Raw genomic sequence first — 22,651 nt, 5'->3', positions numbered from 1 at the left:
CGAAATTCGTGCGCCTGGTATGCGCTCGATGAGGTGACGCGGTGAGATCAGGGCCAGACGGGCTTGCGCTTGCCCACGAAGGCGTCGACGCCCTCGACACCGGTCGGGCTGACCGAGGCCTCGGCGATGCTGACCTGCTCCAGGTCCAGCTGTGCGTCGAGGGTGTTGTCGGCGCTCAGACGCAGCAGGCGACGAATGCGGTTCTGGGCCTCGCGGGGACCGGCGGCCAGCTTCTCGGCGGTGGCCACGGCGGTGGCCTGCACCTCGTCGTCGGCGACCACGCGGCTCAGCAGTCCGATGGACAGCGCCTCGGGGGCCTCGACCACGCGATCAGTCAGCAGAATGTCGGCGGCGCGTGCCTTGCCGACGACCCGGGGCAGCGCCCAGGACATGCCGCCGTCCGAGGAATAACCGATACCCGGGTAGGCGGCACGCAACTTGGTCGACTCGCCACCGATCGCGATATCGGCCAGCAGCACCAGGCTCAGTCCGCCGCCGGCGGCCCAACCGTGTACGGAGGCCACCACCGGGCGATCGGCGGCGCTGACCGCACGCACGAAATCATGCAGGCGACCGGCGAGATCGTTGAGCTTGGCCGCCCGGTCCTCGGCACCGGCGAAGTCGCGCACATTGCCACCGGCGCAGAAGTTGGCACCGCTGCTGGTCAGCAAGATCGCGCCGACCTCGGCCGGAAGATCCCGCAGCACCGGCACGGCGGCGTCTACGCCGGCGAAGTCCAGCGAGGTACCGGCCGCCGCGGTGGCGATGGTGATGTGCAGAACGCCGTTGTGAACGGCGATGTAATCAGAAGTCACAGCAGGTCACGGACGCTATCAGGCGCCGCGAACGACCTTGCCGGCCTTGATGCAGGAGGTGCAGGCGTTGACGCGCTGCTTGTTGCCACCGGGGGAGGTGACGGCGTGAACCGTCTGGATGTTCGGGTTCCAGCGACGGTTGGTACGCCGGTGCGAGTGCGAAACCGACTTGCCGAAGCCGGGTCCCTTGCCGCACACGTCGCAGACGGCAGCCATAGTGAAACTCCTCAAACTCGCGATTCCGGCCAACGACCTGGTCAGGGTGGCCCACAACCCTGCAAGGATAGCTTGACCGGCCTGTGAACACCAAAATGGGCTGTGTCGGCTCCGGTAGATAGGCTTTCTCACATGCAGCTCTCGGTATTGGACAGCGCTGCGCTGCTCGATTGGGCGCGCGCCTCCGTCGAGGGGCTGATCGCTCGCAGCGACGAGATCAACCGGCTGAACGTGTTCCCGGTCGCCGATGCCGATACCGGCACCAACATGCTGTTCACCATGCGCTCGGCGGTCAATGCCGCCGAGGCCCTGGGTGAGGGTGCCACGGTCGCCCAGGTCGCCGCCGCGCTGGCGCGTGGGGCGGTGCACGGTGCCAGGGGGAACTCGGGGGTGATCCTGTCTCAGATCGTGCGCGGCATCGCCGATGCCGCCAATGACCAGGACGCCATCGGTGCCGAGGTGGTGCGCCGCGCGTTGCGACAGGCATCGCAGTTCGTCATCGCCTCGATGAGCACTCCGGTCGAGGGCACCATCGTCTCGGTGCTGGCCGCGGCCGCCGAGGCGGCCGACCGAGTCGCTGACGGTGGGCAAGCCGACGATCTGCCGGTACTCGTCATCACCGCTGCCGACGCCGCCGTGGCCGCTCTGGAGAAGACACCCAAGCAGCTCGACGTGCTCGCCGACAACGGTGTGGTCGATGCCGGAGCGCGCGGCCTTGTCGTCATACTCGACGCCCTGGTATCGGTGGTGGCCGGAGAGCTGCCCAGTCGCCGCGAGTACAGCCCGTCACCGCCGAAGCACGCGCCCTCACAGGTATGGGTGGCCGGGCCGGGGCGAGCTTCGGGCGGGCTGAACCTGGATCCACCCCGCGAGCTCCCGCCGGAGTTCGAGGTCATGTACCTGCTGTGCGGGTGTGACGAGTTGCAGATCGGCGATCTGCGCACCCAGCTCGATGCGATGGGGGATTCCATCGCGATCGCCGGCGACGGCTCGATGGGGTACTCGGTGCACGCACACGTCAACGATGCCGGGGCCGCCATCGAGGCGGGGATGAAGTTCGGTGTCCCGCAGTCGATCCAGATCTCCTCACTGCGCGGTGATGTGGGAGGGGGACATCACGACGGACGGCACCGGCATCGCCGGGTGCTGGCACTGGCAGAGGGTGACGGCGCGGCCACACTCTTCTCCAGCGAGGGTGCCCAGGTGCTGCGCGTCGATGAACCACCCGCGAGTGCGAAGCGTCTGCTGGATGCGGTGGTCGACAGCGGCGCACATCAGATCATGGTGTTGCCCAACGGATTGATGGCGGCCGAGGAGCTGGTGGCGGTCTGCGCGGCGGCCCGCGGTTGGGGGATCACGGTGATCCCGCTGCCCTCGGCGTCCATGGCACAGGGCCTGGCGGCGCTGGCGGTGCACGATCCGGAGCGCATGGCGGTCGACGACAGCTACACCATGGCGCGGGCGGCGGGTGCCACCCGATTCGGGTTGGTGCGGGTGGCCACGGAGCGTGCCCTCACCTGGTCGGGCACCTGTGAGCCGGGGGACGCGATGGGCATCATCGGTGACGAGGTGTTGGTGCTCAGCCATGACGTCGCGAATGCCACAAAGGCTTTGGTGAGCATCATGTTGTCCTCCGGTGGCGAGCTGGTGACGGTGCTGCTGTCGGACAAGGTGGACGAGTCTCTTGCCGAGGCGTTGGTCGAGCACACGCGGTCGCACCACGGCGGCGTCGAGGTGATGATCTATCGCACCGGGCAGCACACCGACGTCGTCCATATCGGTGTGGAGTGACGGAACACAGTGGCTGAACTATCCGACCGCCTGGATCACGTATTAGGTCACAAGGCATCCGATGTTCTGGATGCCGAATTCGGTCTGCTGACGGTCGAAGACCTTCTGCACCACTACCCGCGCCGGTACAGCACCGACTTCAGCCTGCGCGACGAGCAGGATGGGGAACGCGCCAAGCCGGGCGAACACACCACCCTGGTGGGGTTCATCACCTCCGCGGAACTCAAGAGCATGCGCAACCGCAAGGGTCAGTTTCTCTCTGTCACCTTGGGCAGCGCCCCACACGCCGTGCAGGCCACCTTCTTTCACCCGCACAAGGTGAAACGCGATCTGGAGGTAGGCAATCGGGTCATGCTTTCTGGAGCGGTCGGAGAATTCCGCGGTAAGCCCCAGCTGACACATCCGGACTACCTGGTGCTGGAAACGGCGCTCGGCGAGAGCACGACAACCCGGGGGAGCACCGCATTGCGCGGTATCGCCGGGGCGGCACGTGACGCGTCCACGGCCATTTCGGCATTCCAGCGCAATGTGTTTCCGATCTACCCCGCCACCAAGAACCTGGAAAGCTGGGACATCTATCGGTGCGTCGATCAGGTGCTCACCCAGTTGGACCCGGTGCCCGAGGCGCTGCCGGATGCCGTGCTGGACGAGTACAACTTGATGTCCCTCGACGAGGCGTTGCGCAAGATTCACATGTCGGAGGACGCCTCCGAACAGAAACAGGCACGCAGGCGTTTGGCGTTCGACGAGGCGCTGGGTCTTCAGCTCGCACTGGCCATGCGGCGCGGCAGCGATGTCGGGTCGGCGGGTCCGCCGATGCCGCTCACCGAGGGCAAGCTGCGTACGGATCTGCTGAGCCAGTTGCCTTTCGAGCTCACGGAGGGGCAGCAGCAGGTGGTTGCCGAGATCGGCGCTGATCTCGCCGGTGTCAAGCCGATGAACCGGCTGCTGCAGGGCGAGGTGGGCTCCGGCAAGACGGTCGTCGCGCTGCTGGCGATGATGCAGGCGATCGACGCCGGATATCAGTGTGCCCTGCTGGCCCCCACCGAGGTGCTGGCCGTGCAACACGCCCGGTCGCTGCGGGCGATGCTCGGATCTCTGGCCACTGCAGGGGAATTGGGGGCTCCCGACGACGCGACCAGCATCGCGCTGCTCACCGGGTCGATGTCGCCGGCGGTCAAGAAACAGGTCAAGGCCGACGTGGCAACCGGGCTCGCGGGCATTGTGATCGGAACCCACGCCCTGTTGCAGGACTCGGTGGATTTCCACAATCTGGGTCTGGTGGTGGTGGACGAGCAGCACCGGTTCGGTGTCGAGCAGCGAGACCGACTGCGCGCCAAGGCCCCCGAGGGTATCGTTCCGCACCTACTGGTCATGACGGCCACACCGATCCCGCGCACGGTGGCACTGACGGTGTTCGGTGACCTGGAGACCTCGACACTGCGCGAGCTGCCGCGAGGCCGCCAGCCCATCACCACCACGGCGGTGTTCACCCGCGAGAAACCGGGCTGGCTCGCGCGCGGCTGGGAGCGGATCGCCGAGGAGGTGGCCGCTGGCAGGCAGGCCTATGTGGTGGCCTCCCGAATCGATGCCGACGACGTGGACAACGGTGCTCTGGACTCCGCTGAACCGGAGGAGAAGCGTCCGCCACCGGTGCCCGTCACCGAGTTGTACGAGACCATTCGCGGTTCACTGCTCCCGGGGTTGCGCATCGGGCTGCTGCACGGCCGGCTGCCGTCGGAGCAGAAGGATGCGGTCATGGCCGCGTTCAACGCGGGTGAGATCGACGTTCTGGTGTGTACCACCGTGATCGAGGTCGGTGTCGATGTCCCCAACGCGACGGTGATGCTGATCATGGATGCCGACAGGTTTGGTATCAGCCAGCTGCACCAGCTACGCGGCCGGGTCGGGCGTGGCGGCAACAAGGGCCTGTGCCTACTGGTAAGTCCCTGCAGCCCAGGGGGTTCGGCGGGCAGAAGGCTGCGTGCGGTGCAGGACACCATTGATGGATTCACCCTGGCCGAGCTGGATCTGGAGGAGCGGCGCGAGGGCGACGTGCTGGGGCGTGACCAGTCCGGTCGTGCGGTGAACCTGCGGCTGCTTTCCCTCATGGATCACCGCGACATGATCGAGACCGCGCGGGATATGGCGGTGCGGGCTTGCGCCGAGGACCCCGAGTTGACGAAGCGGCCGGCCCTGGCAGCGATGGCGCGCCGTTTCCTGATTACCGATCAGATCGAGTACCTGGACAAGTCGTGAGGAATCGCACCATTCTCGTCCTCGCCATCGCGGTGGCGATCGCAGTGGTGGTGGCCTACCAGGTGACGGCTCGATACCGGTTGCAACGGGCCAATGCCGTTGCCGGACAAGCGAATATTCCCACTCTTGCGCCTGGGCAAGATCCGCTGGCCGGAGTGACCGTGGTGCCCAAGCGGATGCGGGGCAGCGACTATCAGCGCAGCGAATTCGGCGATGCCTGGTCCGACGACACGGACGCGCCCAGCGGTCACAACGGCTGCGACACGCGCAACGACATCCTGAATCGCGATTTGATCGACAAGACCTTCGTGTACACGCGCAGATGCCCGAGCGCGGTGGGTGCCGGCCTACTTCATGATCCGTACACCGGAGCGCAGATTGCGTTTACTCGTGGACCGAAAAGCGGGGAATCGGTTCAGATCGATCACATCGTGCCCCTGGCCTACGCATGGGACATGGGTGCGCGCGAATGGCAGCCCGCGATGCGCTGGCGCTTTGCCAATGATCCCGCCAACCTGATCGCGGTGCAAGGCCAGGCGAACAAAGACAAGGGTGATCAGGGGCCTTCTAGCTGGATGCCTCCCAATAAGGCTTTTTGGTGTCAGTACTCCATGCAATTCGCGGAAGTGATTCGCGGATACCACCTTTCGCTCGACGAGCGGTCAGCCCAGGCCATCCGTGAGGCGGCGCACACCTGTCCACAACCGTTGAATCTGTGATAGACAGGGTGGGAAGCCCAAACAGGTGGTGGTCGTAAATGAAGAGAGTTCGGTGGGCCTGGTTACTTGCCGTGGCGGTGGCGTCTGCGCTGTTCAGCTCGCCCGTCGGCATTCCTGCTGCAGCCGCTGCTGCATGCCCCGATGTCGAAGTCGTGTTCGCGCGTGGCACTTTTGAGCCACCAGGTGCGGGTGGTACCGGAGAGGCGTTTGTCAGCGCGTTGCGGGCCCGGACCAAGGGCAAGTCGGTGGAGGTCTATCCCGTCGACTATCCGGCGTCCCTGGCCTTCGCGACCGCGGCCGATGGTGTGATCGATGCCAGCAATCGTGTCAAGGACATCGCTGCGCGGTGTCCCGACACCAAGATCGTGATGGGCGGCTTCTCGCAGGGTGCGGCTGTCGTCGCGTACACCACCGCCGATGCGGTGCCCCCGGGCTTCGAGTTGCCGGAGGGCATCACCGGACCGATGCCGCCGGAGGTGGCGGACCATGTCGCTGCGGTGGCGTTGTTCGGCAAGCCGTCCAGCGGATTCCTCCAACGGATTGACAACACGGCGCCCCCGATCAACATCGGGCACCTGTACGCGGGCAAGACGGTCGACATGTGCGTCCCGGAAGATCCGATCTGCTCTCCCGACGGCAGTGACAACGCCGCCCACGGCTCGTACGGGGACAACGGGATGACCAGCCAGGCTGCGGATTTCGCGGCGCGGCAGATCTCCTCGACCGCGGAGTTGGCTAGCGCTTCTCGATGAGTTCGATTGTTGCCTCGATCACCGCGACATCGGATGCCCCTGGCACCAGGATGAATTCATCCAGCCCGGCCTCTTCGGCACCGTCCAGGGTGCGACTCAGTGCGTCGGCCTCGAAGTTGGTCAGCGTCTTCGGTACGTTCTCGGCGATCTGAGATCCGAAGATCGCCAGGTAGTCGCTGGTGAACTGCTTCAGTTCGGACTCGGCGTCGGCGATACCCAAGGTGTAGAAGCAGCCGCTCGACAGCACCGGTGGTTCGGAGTGCCCGGCCTCCTGCCACGCTGCGCGCGCGGCGCCCGCGGAGTAGGCGAGCTCGGAGGGCGCACCGGAAACACTGAAGCCGGTGATGCCGTCGGCCCATCGTGCCGCGCGGGCCAGGGATTTCGGACCGATCGCGGCGGCGACGATGGGCGGACCGCCTGCCTGAACGGGGGAGGGACCGACCGGATCGGCGCCCTCGAACGGCGGCTCGCCTCTCCACAACCGGCGCAGTTCGGCCACCTGGTCATCGAGGCGCTGGTGGCGTCGATCGAACGATGCGTCCAACGAGCGATAGTCGTGTTCGCGGCCGCCGACACCCACTCCCAGGGTGAAGCGGCCTTCGGACAACACGTCCAGGGTTGCCGCCTGCTTGGCGACCAAAGGCACCGGATGTGCCGGCAGCACAGAGACATTCGCGAGTAGGCCGACACGTTCGGTGACTGCTGCCGCCGCCGCGAGCGTCACCCACATGTCCTGGTTGTGATACGAGATGCGCTCGCCGGAAGAAACCGTGGAGAACGGGCCCTCATCGGCGAGGCGTGCCCAGGCGATCGTCGACTCGCGGGTGTACTCCCGGCACATGAATGGCAGGGCAATGCCGATATCCATACCGGCAGCCTAGGAGTTCTCGCTACGGTTAGGTCGTGAGCCCCTTCCGCGACCTCGCTCTGCGTGCCAGCACCGCCGCGACACCGCACATTCCGATCCCCGTGCGACGGGCCTTGGCCGGCCGTCAGGTGATCATCGACGGCAACATCCTCGACCCGTCGACCCAGCTGCTATTGCGCGGTATGGAGCTGCTGGGCGAAGGGGAGATCACGAAGGGCGAGGACGTCGAGGCCAGCCGCGCCAACATCAGCAAGCAGTCGGCGCTCCTGTCGTTCAGCACCCCCGTCGCGCAGGTGCGCAACTTCTCCATTCCCGGGCCTGCCGGGCCCATCCCGGTTCGGCATTACCGGCCGGTCGTGGAGGACACGGGTGCCGTCCTGGTGTTCTTCCATGGTGGAGGCTGGGTGATCGGCGACCTGGAAACACACGATCAGGCGTGTCGGCAGACCAGCCGCGACGCCGGCGTGTCGGTGCTGTCGGTGGACTATCGGCTGGCCCCGGAGCACAAGGCGCCCGCGGCCGCCGAGGACTGCCTGGCCGCCTACCTGTGGGTCGTCGAGCATGCCGCCGAATTCGGTGCCGCGCCCGATCGGGTGGCGGTCGGTGGTGACAGTGCGGGTGGCAACCTGGCCGCGGTCGTCTCGCAGCAGGCGCGTGACACCGGGGCGCAGCTGCCGCTGCTGCAGTTCCTGATCTACCCGGCCGTCGACTTCACCGTGCGCAGGCCGTCGCGCGATCTCTTCGCCGAGGGCTTCTTCCTCACCAAGTCGGCCATGGACATGTTCGAAAGTCACTATCTGGACGGGTCCAATGTCGACAAGGCCGACCCCCAAGTGTCACCGATTCTGGCGGCGGACCTGTCGGGATTGCCGCCGGCGCTGATCACGACGGCTGGATTCGACCCGTTACGTGACGAGGGCAACGAGTACGCGGAGAAGTTGCGCGCCGCCGGAGTGCCGGTGGACCTGCGCGTACAGGGCTCGCTGATTCACGGCTTCTACAACATGGCTCGGCTGCGTGGTGCCCCGGCGGCCGCGGTGGACGAGCTCACGTCGGCGCTGCGCGCGCACCTGTCTCGCTAATTCTGCCCGGTAGGCTGTTCGCGTGGCCAAACCGAAGCAACCTCCTAGCTACGACCTCAAGAAGGCGGAGCAGCGCCGAAGCCAACTGATCCAAATCGCGTTGACGGCGATCGTCGTGCTGTTCGCCGCGGGGCTGGTCGGTTTCATCGTCGTCAAGAACAAGAAGGACCCCGGCCCGCCGGCACCGCCCGCGGGCGAGGTCAAGGCGATCGAGGTGGTCACCCCCGGCCCGGCCAAGCTGATCACCAAAGAGGGAACCACCGAGCCCAAGGTGGTCCTGACGCTGATCGAGGATCCGATCTGCCCGGCTTGCGCCATGTTCGAGCAGGAATTCGGGCCCTCCGTCAAGAAGCTCATCGACACCGGCGCGGTGCGCGCCGACTACGACATGGTCGGCATTCTGGACGTGCCCAGGCTCAAACGCGACTACTCGTCCCGCGCATCGGCGGCGGCCTATTGCGTGGCCGACCAGTCCACCGACCTGTTCCTCAAGTTCCATGCGGAGCTCTACGACCCGAACAAGCAGCCCGATGAGGTCAACTCCAAGACCTGGCATGACGACAAGTGGCTGATCGAGCAGGCCAAGGGCGTGGGCGCCTCCGATGCGGTGTCCAAGTGCATCAAGGACAAGAAGTACATCAACATGGTCAAGGAGCTCGGTCCGAAGCTCAACATCCAGGCCACACCCACGATCCGGATCAACGGCAAGGACTGGGAGCTCGGGAAGAACACCACCCCGGCCGACTTGGTCAAGGCCGTCACGGATATCACCGGACCGGTTCCGGGCCTGCAGTGACACTTCGTCCCGCGACCGCCTGGTACGCACTCGTCGCAGGGGTGGCCGGGCTGGCCGCCGCGCTGGCCCTGACCGTCGAGAAGATCGAGATCCTGATCGATCCGACGTATGTGCCGTCGTGCAGCCTGAACCCGATCATCTCCTGCGGTTCGGTGATGACGACCGAGCAGGCCTCGGCTTTCGGATTCCCCAATTCGCTCATCGGCGTCGTGGCCTTCACGGTGGTGTTGGTGACGGGCGTGCTGTCGGTGGCCAAGGTGGAGCTGCCGCGCTGGTACTGGAGCGGTCTGGCCATCGGCAGCCTATTGGGTGTGGTCTTCGTCCACTGGTTGATCTTCCAGAGCCTGTACCGCATCGGTGCGTTGTGCCCGTACTGCATGGTGGTCTGGTCGGTAACGATTCCGCTGTTTGTCGTCAGCACTTCGATTGCCTTGCGGCCATTGGGGTCTCGGCGCTGGGCACGAATTCTGTACCAGTGGCGATGGTCGCTGGTGGCGTTCTGGTTCGCCGCGGTGATCCTGGCGATCGTCGAGCGATTCTGGGATTACTGGATCACACTCGTCTGAACCGATTTGTGAAGTTCAGCGGATGCGCGTTCGCTGAATCCTCACGGTACGGTCAGTGACTATGTTCTCGAAGGTTCTTGTCGCCAACCGCGGTGAGATTGCGATCCGGGCATTTCGTGCCGCCTACGAACTAGGTGCCGAAACCGTCGCTGTCTACCCCTATGAAGACCGCAACTCGGGTCATCGGCTGAAGGCCGACGAGGCCTATCAGATCGGCGAGAAGGGCCATCCGGTCCGCGCCTATCTGTCGGTTTCCGAGGTCGTCAACGCGGCCAGGAACGCCGGTGTCGATGCGATCTACCCCGGTTACGGATTCCTGTCCGAGAACCCGGACCTGGCCGCGGCATGTGCCAAGGCCGGTATCACCTTCGTCGGACCGCCCGCCGATGTCCTGGAGCTGACCGGCAACAAGGCCCGCGCCATCGCCGCCGCGAGGGAGGCGGGGCTACCGGTATTGGCGTCGTCGGAGCCCTCGGCTTCCGTCGATGACCTGCTGACGGCCTCGGAGTCCATGGAGTTCCCGGTATTCGTCAAGGCAGTGGCCGGTGGCGGCGGTCGCGGCATGCGCCGCGTCGCCGAGCGCGAGCAGCTGCGTGAGTCGATCGAGGCAGCCAGCCGCGAGGCCGAGTCGGCGTTCGGTGACCCGACGGTCTTCCTGGAGCAGGCCGTCATCAACCCCCGGCATATCGAGGTGCAGATCCTCGCGGACACCGCCGGAAACGTCATCCACCTGTACGAGCGCGACTGTAGCGTGCAGCGGCGCCACCAGAAGGTCATCGAACTGGCCCCCGCGCCCAACCTTCCCGCCGAGCTGCGCGAGAAGATCTGTTCGGATGCTGTCGCCTTCGCCCGCCACATCGGCTACAGCTGCGCGGGCACCGTCGAGTTCCTGCTCGACGAGCGCGGTCACCATGTCTTCATCGAGATGAATCCGCGAATCCAGGTGGAGCACACCGTCACCGAGGAGATCACCGATGTGGACCTGGTGGCGAGCCAGCTGCGCATCGCCTCCGGTGAAACCCTCGACGATCTTGGCTTGCATCAGGATTCGATCACGCCGCGCGGCGCGGCCTTGCAATGCCGGATCACCACCGAGGACCCCGCCAACGGCTTCCGGCCCGACACCGGTCGCATCACCGCGTACCGCAGCCCCGGTGGTGCGGGCATCCGCCTCGACGGTGGCACCACCCTCGGCGCCGAGGTAGGCGCGCACTTCGACTCCATGCTGGTGAAGTTGACCTGCCGTGGGCGAGACTTCCAGACCGCGGTGGCTCGCGCCCGTCGCGCGGTCGCCGAGTTCCGCATCCGTGGCGTCGCCACCAATATCCCGTTCCTGCAGGCGGTTCTGGACGACCCGGATTTCCGTGCCGGGCACGTCACCACCTCGTTCATCGAGGAACGCCCGCAGCTACTGACGGCGCGATCCTCGGCGGACCGTGGCACGAAGATCCTGAACTACCTGGCCGATGTCACCGTCAACAAGCCGCACGGTGCCAAGCCCTCCACGGTGTACCCGCACGACAAGCTGCCTGCCATCGATCTATCGGTACCGCCCCCGAACGGGTCGCGTCAGCGGTTGTTGGAACTCGGGCCGGAGGGTTTCGCCAAGGCGCTGCGCGAACAGAAGGCGGTCGGTCTGACCGACACCACGTTCCGTGATGCCCATCAGTCGCTGCTGGCCACCCGGCTGCGCACCACCGGTCTCCTGGCGGTCGCGCCGTACGTGGCGCGGTTGACTCCGGAGCTACTCTCGATCGAAGCCTGGGGCGGTGCGACATACGATGTGGCACTTCGCTTCCTGAAGGAAGATCCGTGGGAGCGACTGGCCGACCTGCGTGAGGCCGTCCCGAATATCTGCCTGCAGATGCTGCTGCGCGGACGGAACACAGTGGGGTACACGCCGTATCCGGAAACGGTGACCAAGGCGTTCATTCGCGAGGCCACCGCCACCGGTGTGGACATCTACCGAATCTTCGATGCACTCAACAACATCGAGGCCATGCGTCCGGCGATCGATGCGGTGCGTGAGGTCGGCACATCGGTGGCCGAGGTGGCGATGTGTTACACCGGCGATCTGTCCAACCCCGGTGAGAACCTCTACACGCTCGATTACTACCTGAAGCTCGCCGAGCAGATCGTCGACGCGGGTGCGCACGTGCTGGCCATCAAGGACATGGCGGGCCTGCTGCGCCCGCCCGCCGCGGCAACTCTGGTAACGGCGCTGCGCTCGCGATTCGATCTGCCAGTACACGTGCACACGCACGACACCGCGGGTGGACAGTTGGCCACCTACCTGGCGGCCTGGCAGGCCGGCGCCGACGCGGTGGACGGTGCCGCGGCGCCGATGGCCGGCACCACCAGCCAGCCCTCGCTGTCGGCGATTGTGGCCGCGGCCGCACATAGCGAATACGACACGGGTGTGTCGCTGACTGCCGTGTGCGACCTGGAGCCATACTGGGAGGCACTGCGAAAGGTGTACGCCCCCTTCGAATCCGGGCTTCCGTCGCCGACCGGACGCGTGTACACGCATGAGATCCCCGGTGGCCAGCTGTCGAACCTGCGCCAGCAGGCCATCGCGCTGGGACTGGGAGATCAGTTCGAGGAGATCGAGGCGCGTTACGCCGCCGCGGACCGCATGCTTGGCCGCTTGGTCAAGGTGACGCCGTCGTCGAAGGTGGTGGGCGATCTCGCGCTGGCACTGGTGGGTACCGGTGTGGGCGCCGACGAATTCGCCTCGGACCCGGGACGTTTCGATATTCCGGAGTCTGTGATCGGATTCCTGCGCGGCGAGCTCGGTGACCCGCCGGGCGGCTGGCCCGAGCCGTTCCGCACCCGTGCGCTCGAAGGACGTGGGCCGGCTCGTGCGGAGGTTGCGCTCACCGCCGAGGACCAGGCTCAGCTCGACGGCGACAGCGCGACTCGGCGGGCGGCGCTGAACCGGCTGTTGTTCCCCGGACCCACCAAGGAATTCCTGGCGCACCGCGAGCAGTATGGCGACACGTCGCGCCTTTCGGCCAACCAGTTCTTCTACGGTCTGCGGTACGGCGAGGAGCACCGCGTCAAGCTGGAGAAGGGTGTCGAGCTGCTCATTGGGCTGGAAGCGATCTCCGATGCCGACGAGCACGGGATGCGCACGGTGATGTGCATCCTCAACGGACAGCTGCGTCCGGTGCAGGTACGCGACAGGAGCATCGAGAGCGCGGTGGCCAGTGCGGAGAAGGCCGACCGGGCGAACGCCGATCACGTGCCCGCACCCTTCGCCGGTGTGGTGACCCTCAACGTGGTTTCCGGCCAGGAGGTTTCGGCAGGGGAGACCATCGGAACCATCGAGGCCATGAAGATGGAGGCCTCGATCACCGCGCCCAAGGCGGGCACCGTCGCGCGGGTGGCGCTGACCGAGACCTCTCAGGTTGAGGGTGGAGATCTGTTGGTGGTGATCAGCTGACCCGGATCATCGCCGGTGCCGCGGGAGGGCGCCGGATCGCGGTGCCGCCGAAGGGAACCCGTCCCACGACGGATCGGGTACGCGAGGCGTTGTTCAGCATGCTCGAGGCGCGCTTGGACTTCGAGGGGATCGTGGTGCTCGATCTCTTCGCCGGTTCCGGTGCACTGGGGCTGGAGGCGCTCTCGCGCGGTGCCGAGCATGTGACGTTCGTCGAGTCGAACGCAGCGGCGTCGAAGGTGATCTCGGCCAATATCTCGGCGGTGGGGCTGCCGGGTACCGAGCTGCGGCAGTCTCCGGTGTCGACGTTCCTGTCGACATCACCCAATCGCGCCTACGACCTTGTGCTGGCCGATCCGCCGTATTCGGTTTCTGCCGAAGAGGTTTCGGCTCTGCTGTCGCGGCTGACGGACCATTGGGTCAATGACGACGCGCTGGTAGTGCTGGAGCGCGATGCGTCGGGCCCCGAGGCGGTATGGCCGGATGGCTGGGAGGTGTCTTCCCGGAGGTACGGTGGCACCCGGCTGGAGCTGGGGTCCCTGTAAGCGTCCAGGCAATCCACAGCCACCGTTTACCTATCGGGCGCACACTGCTCGGCATGACCCCGCTGCAGCGGTACATCGCCGAAGAGATCGCCACCGACCATGTCGAGGGACTGCTGACCCGGCGCGAGGCCATGCGCCGACTGGCGCTGCTGGGCGTCGGCACCACCGCGGCCGGCGCGCTCCTCGCAGCCTGCGGCCGCCGCGACAAGGTCGACAACAAACCCGCCCCGGCTTCGACGCCGACCTCGACGCTGCCGCCACCCGGTGTGGACAAGGGGATCGCGACGGAGCCGATCACGTGGAGCGGTCCCCGCGGAACATTGCAGGGAGCGTGGGCGCCGGCAGCACAGCCGCGGGGCGCGGTGCTGGTGATCCACGAGAACAAGGGTCTGAACGATTGGGTTCGTTCTGTCGCGGGACGCCTTGCGGGCGTTGGATATTCGTCATTGGCCATCGACCTGCTGTCCGAGGAGGGTGGCACGGCGACGTTCAAGGACCCGGCCGAGGCGACCGCTGCACTGGGCAAGATCACGCCGGAACGCTTTGTCGCCGATCTGAAGTCCGGCGTCGACGAGATTGCGCGCCGGGTACCCGAGAAGCCTACCGGCGCCGTGGGATTCTGCTTCGGTGGCGGCCTGGTCTGGCAGCTCCTGGCATCGGGGGAGCCGAGGCTCGCGGCGGCCTCCCCGTTCTACGGCCCCCTTCCGGACAACCCCGATTTCTCCCGATCGAAGGCGGCGGTGCTTGCCTTCTACGGCGAACTCGATAAACGAGTCACCTCGTCGAAAGATCAGGCAGCCACGGCGTTGCAGCGGGCGGGGCTGGCACATGAAGTTGTTGTCGAACCCGGCGCCGACCACGCCTTCTTCAACGACAGCGGGCCGCGCTACAGCCCGGGCGCGGCGGCAGATGCGTGGCAGCGCCTCACGGCATGGTTCGGTCAGCACATTGGCTGAATGGCGCCTAGGCTGGCTGGCCATGTGGTGTAGAGCGCTCCTGGTGGCCGCTGCCTGCGGTGCGATATCGGTAGCCGCCGCGGGTCCCGCGATGGCCGACGAAGGCGATCCACCGGCAGCGCCCGCACCGGCACCCGCGGCGCCGCAATCGCCCGTGGCCAATCTGCTGCCCGGGGGTGCGCAGGCGGCGGTCGTTCCATCGGTGGCCGGCGACGCGTTGTCCGCTGGGCTGCCGGCCCCGGTTGCGGGTCTGGGAGCCCCGGGTGGTCCGTTGTCGGCAGAGGGACCGTTGTTGTCACCCACCGGCCCGCTCTCGGCCAACGGGCCCCTGACGGCAGCAGGTGGCCCGCTGTCGGCCGATGGTCCTGTGCTCTCACCTACCAGCCCGGTATCACCGGTCAACGAGATCTGTGGGTCCGGCGGCTTGTTGCGGTCCGTGACCGACAGGTTCGCCGGAGTGATTCCTGAGAGCACGCTGGCCTCGATGCAGAATCAGCATCCCGTCGGTACCGACAAGTGCCCCGCGTCTCCGCCGGCGGATGATCGCGCCCCGGCCGTTGATCAACCCGGGGATTAGTCGCTCGCCGTAATACCGCGGCGGCGCGGCCCGCGCCATCACGGGCCATTCTGATTCCCCATCGGGCCGCTAAACAACCATCCGCACTTCCCTTGATTCGGTCTGCTCCGAAACCATCCGTACCTCCCTTGATTTTGGGTGGCACCGAGAGCATCATCACCTTTTAATGTGAAATGAGTCACAGTCAAGACGACGGGTGTTGGCAAACGCGAGGAGTTTGACGTGGTGGTGCGGGGCATCAAGGCATTCAAGAAAATCATGCAGACAACGTTTGATCCGGAGCTGGTGATTCCCCAGGATGTCAGAGTCACGGAATTCACCGGTGACAACAGTTTGTCACGGAAAGATCTTTGTCAGCATCCAATTCCGGCTGATTCCCTGATTTGGAAATATTGGGGTCGCTTTGACGTGATCTATTTCGGCAGCGGGGTATTGGGTCCCATTGCCGGGGCATGGCCGCAGATGGGGAGAGGGACCGCGGGTTCTGTTCTTTTCAATGGTGACAGCTCCTTCAGGGCGCGCGCCAAGATATACAAAAAAAGGCGTCAGAGGTCCCGCGAATACATTTATGGCTCGGTGTACGACCCTCCGGAAGAGGCCAAGAAATACGGGTTGAAGACTCGGAATATGCACAAGTCCGTCAAAGGCACACTGCAGGACGGCACGTTTCATGCCTTGAATGCGGACACCTTCTATTTCGCGCATGTCACCTTCTTCTACCACCATTTGATGGTGGTAACCGAGCGGCTGCACTTCGATGGGGCCATGCCGCGGGCGGTGAAGGAGCAGATATTCGAGGAATCCAAGGAGTGGTACAGCATCTGGGGGGTGGACGATAGTGCTCAGCCGGGCACGTACGACGATTTCGAGCGGTATCTGGAAAACATCGAGCGTAACCATTTGGTGAGATCACAGGTGACGCAGCTCATGTTGGAGCAATTCATGGAGCGCCGCCTGGCGCCGCGGTGGTGGCCTCCGGTCATGAAGAAATTCGTGTGGCCCTGGCTGGTGGGGCGGCGGCAAGTCGTTCTCAGTAGTTATCCGCCCCATGTGCAGGAGCTGTTCAACGTGGAGTGGACGCCCGAGGACGAGGAGATGCTGCGCCGATTTACGGACATGTATCGGCGGGTCTACGCGGTCCTCGAGCGCGTCCTGCCGCGGAAATGCTTCTACTTGCCCATTGCGGCGAGAGGCTTCGAGCGGGAAGGGATCGATCCACGCAACATCACCCTGGAATCCGCGCAGCAAGCACTTCGGGAGAGCCGGGCCCGCCGCGCCGCGCGAGAAAACACATCAACAGATGAGACGAATGTGGCCGTCGTATCCAGTCAATAGCGTTGCTGGGCAGCGGGTTTAACGCCTTTCCTGCCGACCGGGCGGGGCTTTCACTGTAAGTCGATGGGCCGGAAGTTAGATACTCAGCTAATCTTCTCGGGTGGGGTTAAAAGGGTGGATATCGCTGAGCGCAATCGTTGCGGTCTTGGTGCTCGGTCTGACGTTCCTGTTCGGCCAGGCCTACTGGAGCAAGCGTCCCATCGCGGGCAATCCCGAACCGGCTCATGACCTGCCTGCCTACGCCGAACTGCTGGTGCCCGTGCACGCCGAGCGCACGGGTGAGCTGCCGCGCCCCGAGAGTGCCGCGAAGTGGAACGTGGACGGCATCAAACTGCCCGAAGGGCACCTGATCGTCAGTCCTGCGGGCCGTCCACTGGCCTGGGTGAGCAACGCCGCGGTGGTCGACATCCAATCGTTGTGGCTGCGGCTGGCGGCCCGATTCGATCGAACGGGGCTGTGGCCGTTGGCCTCCCGGGGGCTGAGCGGAGATCTGCGTCGACCGTGGTCGGACCCAGGCGATCGGCAACACTTCACCGAACCGGCGGATGTGGGTGCCGTGGACGCGAAATCCTTTTTGACCGAAGCGCTCTCATCGGATGACGAGAGCCCCGTCGATGTGCCGGTCGCGCCCATCACACTGCAGCAGCGCACCCAGCAGCCGCAGCGGTCGCTCCCCGTGACCGGCGATCACCTGCAGCGGGGCTCGCTGCTGATTCTGGTGCCCGCCACGCGTCCGGCCGACGCCCTCAACTCCCTGGGCTGGACCCACGGGGTGAACTACGACATTTCGGAGGCCGAGCTGTCGTCGGTTCTTCGGTCCTGGGAGGACCGCTTTGGCGCGGTGCTGACGTCGGCGGATTTCGATGCCATCGACGTGGAAGTGACGCGCCCGCCGGGGGCCGATCTTTCGGTGGCTGTCGGCTACGAGCACTACGGGTTCTGTCCCGACAACATCGAGCAGGGCGCGGGCACGCTGAGCGCATATGCCCGTCAGATCAGCGATGCCCGAACGTGGAGTTTCTGGTGGGACTAGCGCGGCGGCCGAATAGTCTGAACCTGATAGGTGGACGGCGTGGAGGGGGAGAGTGAACATGCGGTGTAGCGGTGTAGCGGTGGTTGGTGCGGCGGCGCTGGCTGCGCTTTGTCTTGTCGGGTGCTCCTCGGGCGGGGGCCTGCGCCATGATGCGCAAACGAGTCCTCCGGTGTCGAGTTCGGCGGGCGATGTCCCGGCGGCGGGCCCGCGGGTTGTTGTCAACGGCATCGTGCGCCCTGTCGAGAATCGGGTCGAGTGTGTGACCGCCGCCGAGATGACCTTTGTGAATATCGGTAGCGATGACGAGGGAATTGCCGCGCGGCTTTCCGCAGGAGACAACCCCACGCTGGAGAGCCTGACCCTGGGCATCATCGACGGCCGGCCGGTGATGTATCACTCGGCCAATGGTGTGACCAAGCCGTCGGTCAGCAGATCCGGGCAGTCCTACAAGATCGCCGGTGGCGCGACGGCCGGCCTGAGCACACCGGTCACCTTCGAACTTGAGTTCACCTGCCCGGCCAGGAGATAACAGAACCATGTTGAGCGCGTAACGCACTGTGCCCATTGCGGCCCATAAGTCAGCATCCGCGTTCCCGAGGAAATACCCTTGGTGCCATGACTACAAGTGTCGGGCAGGACCTCGTCAAGCATCTCTGGAAGACGGCTCTGGTATCTGGAGTGCTGGCGGTAATCGTTGGCGCCGTGGTTTTGATATGGCCTCAAATCACCGTGCTCGTCGCCGCATACGCTTTCGGTGCGTATCTCCTGATCTCCGGTGTGGCCCAGGTCGTTTTCGCCTTCACGCTGCCGGTGTCATCGGCAGGAATGCGTGTGCTGTTGTTCCTCACCGGTGCGATTTCGTTCATCCTCGGCGTGCTGTGCTTCAAGGACGAGTTGAATTCGATTCTGCTGCTGGCCATCTGGATCGGCATCGGCTGGATCGCGCAGGGCATCGCGGGCACCATCACAGCTGTCGGTGACAAGGAGTTGCCTGGTCGGGGCTGGCAGATCTTCAGTGGGATCGTCTCCACGATCGCGGGCATCGTGCTCATCGTGTATCCGATCAGCTCGATCTTCACGTTGGCCGTTGTCGTCGGCATCTGGCTTATCGTGATCGGCGTGATGCAGATCGGTAGCGGTATCGGCATTCGCTCGGCCACCAAATCGGCCGTATGACCGGAGCCGTGTGCCCCGGCTCGTTCGATCCGGTGACCCTCGGGCACTTGGATGTGTTCGAACGAGCCGCGGCGCAGTTCGACGAGGTTGTCGTCGCCGTTCTGATCAACCCGAACAAAGCGGGCATGTTCACCATCGACGAGCGCATCGAGATGATCCGTGAGTCGACCGTCGACCTGCCCAACCTGCGTGTCGAATCGGGGCAGGGCCTGCTGGTGGACTTCGTGCGGCAGCGCGGGCTGGGGGCGATCGTCAAGGGTCTGCGAACCGGAACCGACTTCGAATACGAACTCCAGATGGCACAGATGAACAAACACATCGCCGGGGTCGACACGTTTTTCGTCGCTACGGCACCCGCCTACTCGTTCGTCTCGTCGTCGCTTGCCAAGGAGGTGGCGACCTACGGGGGAGACGTCTCGGCGTTGCTACCTCCTTCTGTTCACGAACGACTTCTCGGGAAACTGCGTGGCCAGGCACAATAGAAAACAGGCCGCGCAGAAATAGCCGACACACCGGTCAGCTAGCACGGTCACAGCAGTCACACCAGGCACACTGGTAACAGTGGAAACTCGCGTGAAGGGTGTAGCCGTGTACCGAGTATTTGAAGCGCTCGACGAACTGGGCGCCATTGTGGAGGAAGCGCGCGGCGTTCCGATGACCGCCGGTTGCGTGGTGCCTCGCGGCGATGTCCTCGAGCTGATCGACGACATCAAGGACGCCATCCCCGGAGAGCTCGATGACGCCCAGGACGTCCTCGACGCCCGCGATTCGCTGCTGCGTGAGGCCAAGGAGCATCACGAGACGGTGATCGGGCAGTCGAACGCCGAGGCCGAGCAGACGCTGACGCATGCCCGCAACGAGGCCGATCGGTTGTTGGCCGACGCCAAGGCACAGGCAGATCGCATGGTGGCCGAGGCCCGCAATCATGCCGAGCAGACCGTCGGCGAGGCGCGGGAAGAGGCTGCTCGCACGATCGCCAATGCCAAGCGTGAGCAAGAGAGCACCGTCGCTCGAGCCAAGGCCGAAGCGGAGCGCCTGGTCGACTCGGGCAACGCCTCCTACGACAAGGCCGTGCAGGAAGGCATCAAGGAGCAGCAGCGTTTGGTGGCCCAGACCGAGGTTGTCCAGGCTGCCAATGCTGAGTCAACCCGGCTGATCGACGCGGCACATGCCGAGGCCGATCGACTGCGCGGTGAATGCGACATCTACGTGGACAACAAGCTGGCCGAGTTCGAGGACTACCTCAACGGCACGCTGCGTTCGGTGGGCCGTGGGCGCCACCAGCTGCGCACCGGTGCTGGTACCCACGACTACGTGCAGCGTTAACATTAGGTCTATGCCGGGACCTTTCGTTCTTGATGTCCTGGCCCTCGGGCTCGGGCGACGTCCCGGGTCGATGCAGGAGATCGAACGCACCATCGCGAGTCCGGTGCGCATCGGCAACGACCTGATCGCGATCCCCGAGGGCGCGGACGTGGATATGGATCTGCGGGTGGAATCGGTTTCGGAGGGCGTTCTCGTCACGGGGACGATCGCCGGTGATCTCGCCGGAGAATGCTCGCGCTGCCTGGCGCCTGTCACGGGTCATGCGGATGCATACCTCACCGAGCTCTTCGCGTATCCGGACAGTGAGACCGAGGCCACCACCGAGGAAGACGAGGTGCACCGGGTCGTTGACGGTCTCGTCGACCTCGAACAGACCATCGTCGACGCCATTGTTCCGGATCTGGAGCTGGCTCCGCTGTGCCGGCCCGATTGCCCTGGGCTCTGCCCCGACTGCGGAATTGCCTTGGCCACAGCCGAACCCGATCATCACCACGACAAGATCGACCCACGCTGGGCCAAACTCGCCAACTTCGGTGACGATCAGTGAGCCCCGCCCCGGAGAATCGGTACGACGACCTGCGTGCCGCGGTGGGAGTGGGCATCGGCGACGACCTGCTCACCCTGGCGCTCACACATCGCAGCTATGCCTACGAGAACGGCGGCCTGCCCACCAACGAGAGGTTGGAGTTCCTCGGGGATGCCGTTCTCGGACTGACGATTACCGAGACGCTGTACCACAGCCATCCGGACCGCTCCGAGGGTGATTTGGCGAAGCTGCGTGCCAGCATCGTCAACACCCAGGCCCTGGCGGGTGTGGCCCGGGGGCTGACCGCTGACGGTCTGGGCGCACATCTGCTGCTCGGCAAGGGCGAGGAGAACACCGGCGGCCGGGACAAATCCAGTATTCTTGCCGACGGCATGGAGTCGATTCTCGGCGCCATTTACCTGGAGCACGGCCTGGAGACCGCCCGTGTGGCGGTGCTCAGGTTGTTCGGTGAACTCCTGGAGACGGCGCCCAAGCTCGGCGCCGGCCTGGACTGGAAGACCAGCCTGCAAGAGCTGACGGCGGAAAAAGGCTGGGGCGCACCGTCCTACGCGGTCACCTCGACCGGCCCCGATCATGACAAGGAATTCACCGCCACGGTGATGGTCAATGACACCGCGCATGGGGTCGGTGTCGGCCGGTCGAAGAAGGAAGCCGAACAACGGGCCGCCTCGGAGGCATGGAACGGCATCAACAGTGCCGAGCCCCCGGCGCAAAGAACCTCAGGCTCGGCGGGTGCCTGAGCTTCCCGAGGTGGAGGTGGTCCGCCGCGGACTGCACCATCACCTCGTCGGCAAGACCATCGCGGCGGCGGCCGTGCACCATGAGCGCGCCGTGCGCAGGCAGGCCGGCGGCGCCGTCGAGCTGACGGGATTGCTTACTGGACAACAGATCAGCGGTACCGGACGCCGGGGTAAGTATCTGTGGCTCACCCTGGGTGACGGTCAGGCATTGGTGGTGCACCTCGGGATGAGTGGCCAGATGCTCATCGGACCGATCTCCAGGCCGCAACATCTACGTATCGCCGCGACGCTCGACGACGGATCGGTGCTGAGCTTCGTCGACCAGCGCACCTTCGGCGGCTGGATGGTGACCGACCTGGTCAGCGTGGACGGAAGCGAGCTCCCCGAACCGGTTGCGCATATCGCCCGGGATCCACTCGACGAGCGGTTCGATGTGTCGACGGTGGTTACCCGGTTGCGCGGCAAGCACACCGAGATCAAGCGCGCGCTGCTGGATCAGACCGTGGTGTCCGGTGTCGGGAACATCTACGCCGACGAGGCGCTGTGGCAGGCGAAGGTGCACGGCCGACGCCTCACCGACGGCATGAGCCGTGCCAAGCTCACCGGGGTTCTCGACAGTGCCGCCGGGGTCATGCGCTTGGCGCTCGCCCAGGGCGGCACCTCGTTCGACGATTTGTATGTGAACGTGAACGGCGAATCCGGGTATTTCGACCGCTCGTTGGAGGCCTACGGGCGCGAGGGCGAACCGTGCCGCAGGTGCGGACGCGCCATGCGCCGGGAGGCCTTCATGAACCGGTCGTCCTACTTCTGCCCGAGCTGTCAACGGCTGGTTGAACCGCGTTAATAGCGCGTCAATGGCGCCACATGGGCGCGTCAAGGGGTCGTAAAGAACGCAGGTAGGGCCCTCGGCGGGGATCATGATCCCTTGCGTGGTTGATTTCTGGTACCTGGTCCTGACGGTCGTGGGCTTCGCCTTGTGCGTCGCCGTCGTACGCGGATTGCAGGCGCGATGACCGTCGACGTCATCACCAACATCGTGCTGATCGTTCTGTCGGCCGCTCTCGTCGTGTATCTGGTGGTCGCGCTGCTCGACCCGGAAAGGTTCTAACG

At 65.2% G+C, this 22,651-nt stretch carries 24 protein-coding genes; 21 read left to right on the top strand and 3 right to left on the bottom strand.

Annotated elements, in window-relative coordinates; genetic code table 11:
- Positions 1 to 47: 47 nt before the first annotated feature.
- Together MYCSP_RS15185 and rpmB are read right to left on the bottom strand one after the other, a co-directional pair.
- On the bottom strand, positions 48 to 815 hold the full coding sequence (locus MYCSP_RS15185; RefSeq protein WP_070909917.1) for an enoyl-CoA hydratase/isomerase family protein: 768 nt from the start codon (positions 813 to 815) through the stop codon (positions 48 to 50).
- 18 nt (positions 816 to 833) lie between these two features.
- The gene (rpmB, locus tag MYCSP_RS15180; protein WP_005056915.1) at positions 834 to 1,031 is read right to left on the bottom strand and encodes a 50S ribosomal protein L28; all 198 of its coding nucleotides are present in this window, start codon (positions 1,029 to 1,031) and stop codon (positions 834 to 836) included.
- 132 nt (positions 1,032 to 1,163) lie between these two features.
- Between rpmB and MYCSP_RS15175 the strand changes: the two genes are divergently transcribed.
- Genes MYCSP_RS15175 through MYCSP_RS15160 form a run of 4 tightly spaced genes read left to right on the top strand, consistent with a single transcriptional unit; the run spans position 1,164 to position 6,552 of the window.
- Complete coding sequence (locus MYCSP_RS15175) at positions 1,164 to 2,822, top strand: DAK2 domain-containing protein (RefSeq protein ID WP_070909918.1); 1,659 nt, start codon at positions 1,164 to 1,166, stop codon at positions 2,820 to 2,822.
- Between the two features lie 9 nt (positions 2,823 to 2,831).
- Complete coding sequence (recG, locus tag MYCSP_RS15170; RefSeq protein WP_088414206.1) at positions 2,832 to 5,081, top strand: ATP-dependent DNA helicase RecG; 2,250 nt, start codon at positions 2,832 to 2,834, stop codon at positions 5,079 to 5,081.
- Positions 5,078 to 5,800 carry an HNH endonuclease family protein gene (locus MYCSP_RS15165; protein WP_088414204.1) on the top strand — a complete coding sequence of 241 codons (723 nt, stop codon included), beginning with the start codon at positions 5,078 to 5,080 and terminating at the stop codon, positions 5,798 to 5,800. Before recG ends, MYCSP_RS15165 begins: the two co-directional genes overlap by 4 nt.
- 38 nt (positions 5,801 to 5,838) lie before the next feature.
- Positions 5,839 to 6,552, top strand: a complete 714-nt coding sequence (locus MYCSP_RS15160; protein WP_162266245.1) for a cutinase family protein — start codon at positions 5,839 to 5,841, stop codon at positions 6,550 to 6,552.
- Here MYCSP_RS15160 and MYCSP_RS15155 read toward each other — a convergent pair.
- Positions 6,536 to 7,420: an LLM class flavin-dependent oxidoreductase gene (locus MYCSP_RS15155; RefSeq protein WP_083019747.1), complete on the bottom strand. Its 885-nt coding sequence runs from the start codon at positions 7,418 to 7,420 to the stop codon at positions 6,536 to 6,538. The two genes, MYCSP_RS15160 and MYCSP_RS15155, sit on opposite strands and share 17 nt — an antisense overlap.
- Before the next feature lie 35 nt (positions 7,421 to 7,455).
- Here MYCSP_RS15155 and MYCSP_RS15150 point away from each other — a divergent pair, with 35 nt between their 5' ends.
- The 17 genes from MYCSP_RS15150 (at position 7,456) to kdpF (ending at position 22,649) form a co-directional block, all read left to right on the top strand.
- Positions 7,456 to 8,502 (top strand): alpha/beta hydrolase, encoded by a 1,047-nt coding sequence (locus tag MYCSP_RS15150; protein WP_083019749.1) that lies wholly within the window; start codon positions 7,456 to 7,458, stop codon positions 8,500 to 8,502.
- 22 nt (positions 8,503 to 8,524) lie between these two features.
- Positions 8,525 to 9,298 (top strand): DsbA family protein, encoded by a 774-nt coding sequence (locus MYCSP_RS15145; protein ID WP_088414202.1) that lies wholly within the window; start codon positions 8,525 to 8,527, stop codon positions 9,296 to 9,298.
- The gene (locus tag MYCSP_RS15140) at positions 9,295 to 9,864 is read left to right on the top strand and encodes a vitamin K epoxide reductase family protein (protein WP_088414200.1); all 570 of its coding nucleotides are present in this window, start codon (positions 9,295 to 9,297) and stop codon (positions 9,862 to 9,864) included. The genes MYCSP_RS15145 and MYCSP_RS15140 overlap by 4 nt, the downstream gene beginning before the upstream one ends.
- 61 nt (positions 9,865 to 9,925) lie before the next feature.
- Positions 9,926 to 13,309 (top strand): pyruvate carboxylase, encoded by a 3,384-nt coding sequence (locus tag MYCSP_RS15135; RefSeq protein ID WP_088414198.1) that lies wholly within the window; start codon positions 9,926 to 9,928, stop codon positions 13,307 to 13,309.
- On the top strand, positions 13,306 to 13,851 hold the full coding sequence (gene rsmD, locus MYCSP_RS15130) for a 16S rRNA (guanine(966)-N(2))-methyltransferase RsmD (RefSeq protein WP_070909927.1): 546 nt from the start codon (positions 13,306 to 13,308) through the stop codon (positions 13,849 to 13,851). Before MYCSP_RS15135 ends, rsmD begins: the two co-directional genes overlap by 4 nt.
- 53 nt (positions 13,852 to 13,904) lie before the next feature.
- Positions 13,905 to 14,807, top strand: a complete 903-nt coding sequence (locus MYCSP_RS15125; protein WP_083019757.1) for a dienelactone hydrolase family protein — start codon at positions 13,905 to 13,907, stop codon at positions 14,805 to 14,807.
- Positions 14,808 to 14,847: 40 nt separating this feature from the next.
- Positions 14,848 to 15,384: a hypothetical protein gene (locus MYCSP_RS15120; protein ID WP_083019785.1), complete on the top strand. Its 537-nt coding sequence runs from the start codon at positions 14,848 to 14,850 to the stop codon at positions 15,382 to 15,384.
- 222 nt (positions 15,385 to 15,606) lie between these two features.
- Positions 15,607 to 16,719 (top strand): oxygenase MpaB family protein, encoded by a 1,113-nt coding sequence (locus tag MYCSP_RS15115; protein WP_083019759.1) that lies wholly within the window; start codon positions 15,607 to 15,609, stop codon positions 16,717 to 16,719.
- Between the two features lie 133 nt (positions 16,720 to 16,852).
- Positions 16,853 to 17,752, top strand: a complete 900-nt coding sequence (locus MYCSP_RS15110; RefSeq protein ID WP_088415631.1) for a DUF4253 domain-containing protein — start codon at positions 16,853 to 16,855, stop codon at positions 17,750 to 17,752.
- Between the two features lie 58 nt (positions 17,753 to 17,810).
- Positions 17,811 to 18,281, top strand: coding sequence for a lipoprotein LpqH (locus MYCSP_RS15105; protein ID WP_070910109.1), 471 nt, complete (start codon positions 17,811 to 17,813; stop codon positions 18,279 to 18,281).
- Positions 18,282 to 18,367: 86 nt separating this feature from the next.
- Positions 18,368 to 18,928 (top strand): HdeD family acid-resistance protein, encoded by a 561-nt coding sequence (locus MYCSP_RS15100; protein ID WP_070909930.1) that lies wholly within the window; start codon positions 18,368 to 18,370, stop codon positions 18,926 to 18,928.
- Positions 18,925 to 19,410 carry a pantetheine-phosphate adenylyltransferase gene (coaD, locus tag MYCSP_RS15095; RefSeq protein WP_070909931.1) on the top strand — a complete coding sequence of 162 codons (486 nt, stop codon included), beginning with the start codon at positions 18,925 to 18,927 and terminating at the stop codon, positions 19,408 to 19,410. Before MYCSP_RS15100 ends, coaD begins: the two co-directional genes overlap by 4 nt.
- A gap of 106 nt (positions 19,411 to 19,516) precedes the next feature.
- Entirely contained in the window at positions 19,517 to 20,254 is a 738-nt protein-coding gene (gene sepIVA / locus MYCSP_RS15090) for a cell division protein SepIVA (RefSeq protein WP_070910110.1), read from the top strand.
- A gap of 10 nt (positions 20,255 to 20,264) precedes the next feature.
- Positions 20,265 to 20,801, top strand: a complete 537-nt coding sequence (locus MYCSP_RS15085) for a YceD family protein (RefSeq protein WP_083335750.1) — start codon at positions 20,265 to 20,267, stop codon at positions 20,799 to 20,801.
- Entirely contained in the window at positions 20,798 to 21,541 is a 744-nt protein-coding gene (gene rnc / locus MYCSP_RS15080; protein WP_088414196.1) for a ribonuclease III, read from the top strand. The genes MYCSP_RS15085 and rnc overlap by 4 nt, the downstream gene beginning before the upstream one ends.
- Positions 21,534 to 22,385, top strand: a complete 852-nt coding sequence (gene mutM / locus MYCSP_RS15075) for a bifunctional DNA-formamidopyrimidine glycosylase/DNA-(apurinic or apyrimidinic site) lyase (protein WP_088414194.1) — start codon at positions 21,534 to 21,536, stop codon at positions 22,383 to 22,385. The genes rnc and mutM overlap by 8 nt, the downstream gene beginning before the upstream one ends.
- A gap of 165 nt (positions 22,386 to 22,550) precedes the next feature.
- The gene (gene kdpF, locus MYCSP_RS15070; RefSeq protein ID WP_078308960.1) at positions 22,551 to 22,649 is read left to right on the top strand and encodes a K(+)-transporting ATPase subunit F; all 99 of its coding nucleotides are present in this window, start codon (positions 22,551 to 22,553) and stop codon (positions 22,647 to 22,649) included.
- The last annotated feature ends 2 nt before the right edge of the window (positions 22,650 to 22,651 follow it).

Source organism: Mycobacteroides saopaulense (genome assembly GCF_001456355.1).
Classification (GTDB): Bacteria; Actinomycetota; Actinomycetes; order Mycobacteriales; family Mycobacteriaceae; genus Mycobacterium; species Mycobacterium saopaulense.
Note: the sequence above shows the minus strand (reverse complement) of the source record. Positions and strands in the feature narration are given on the sequence as shown.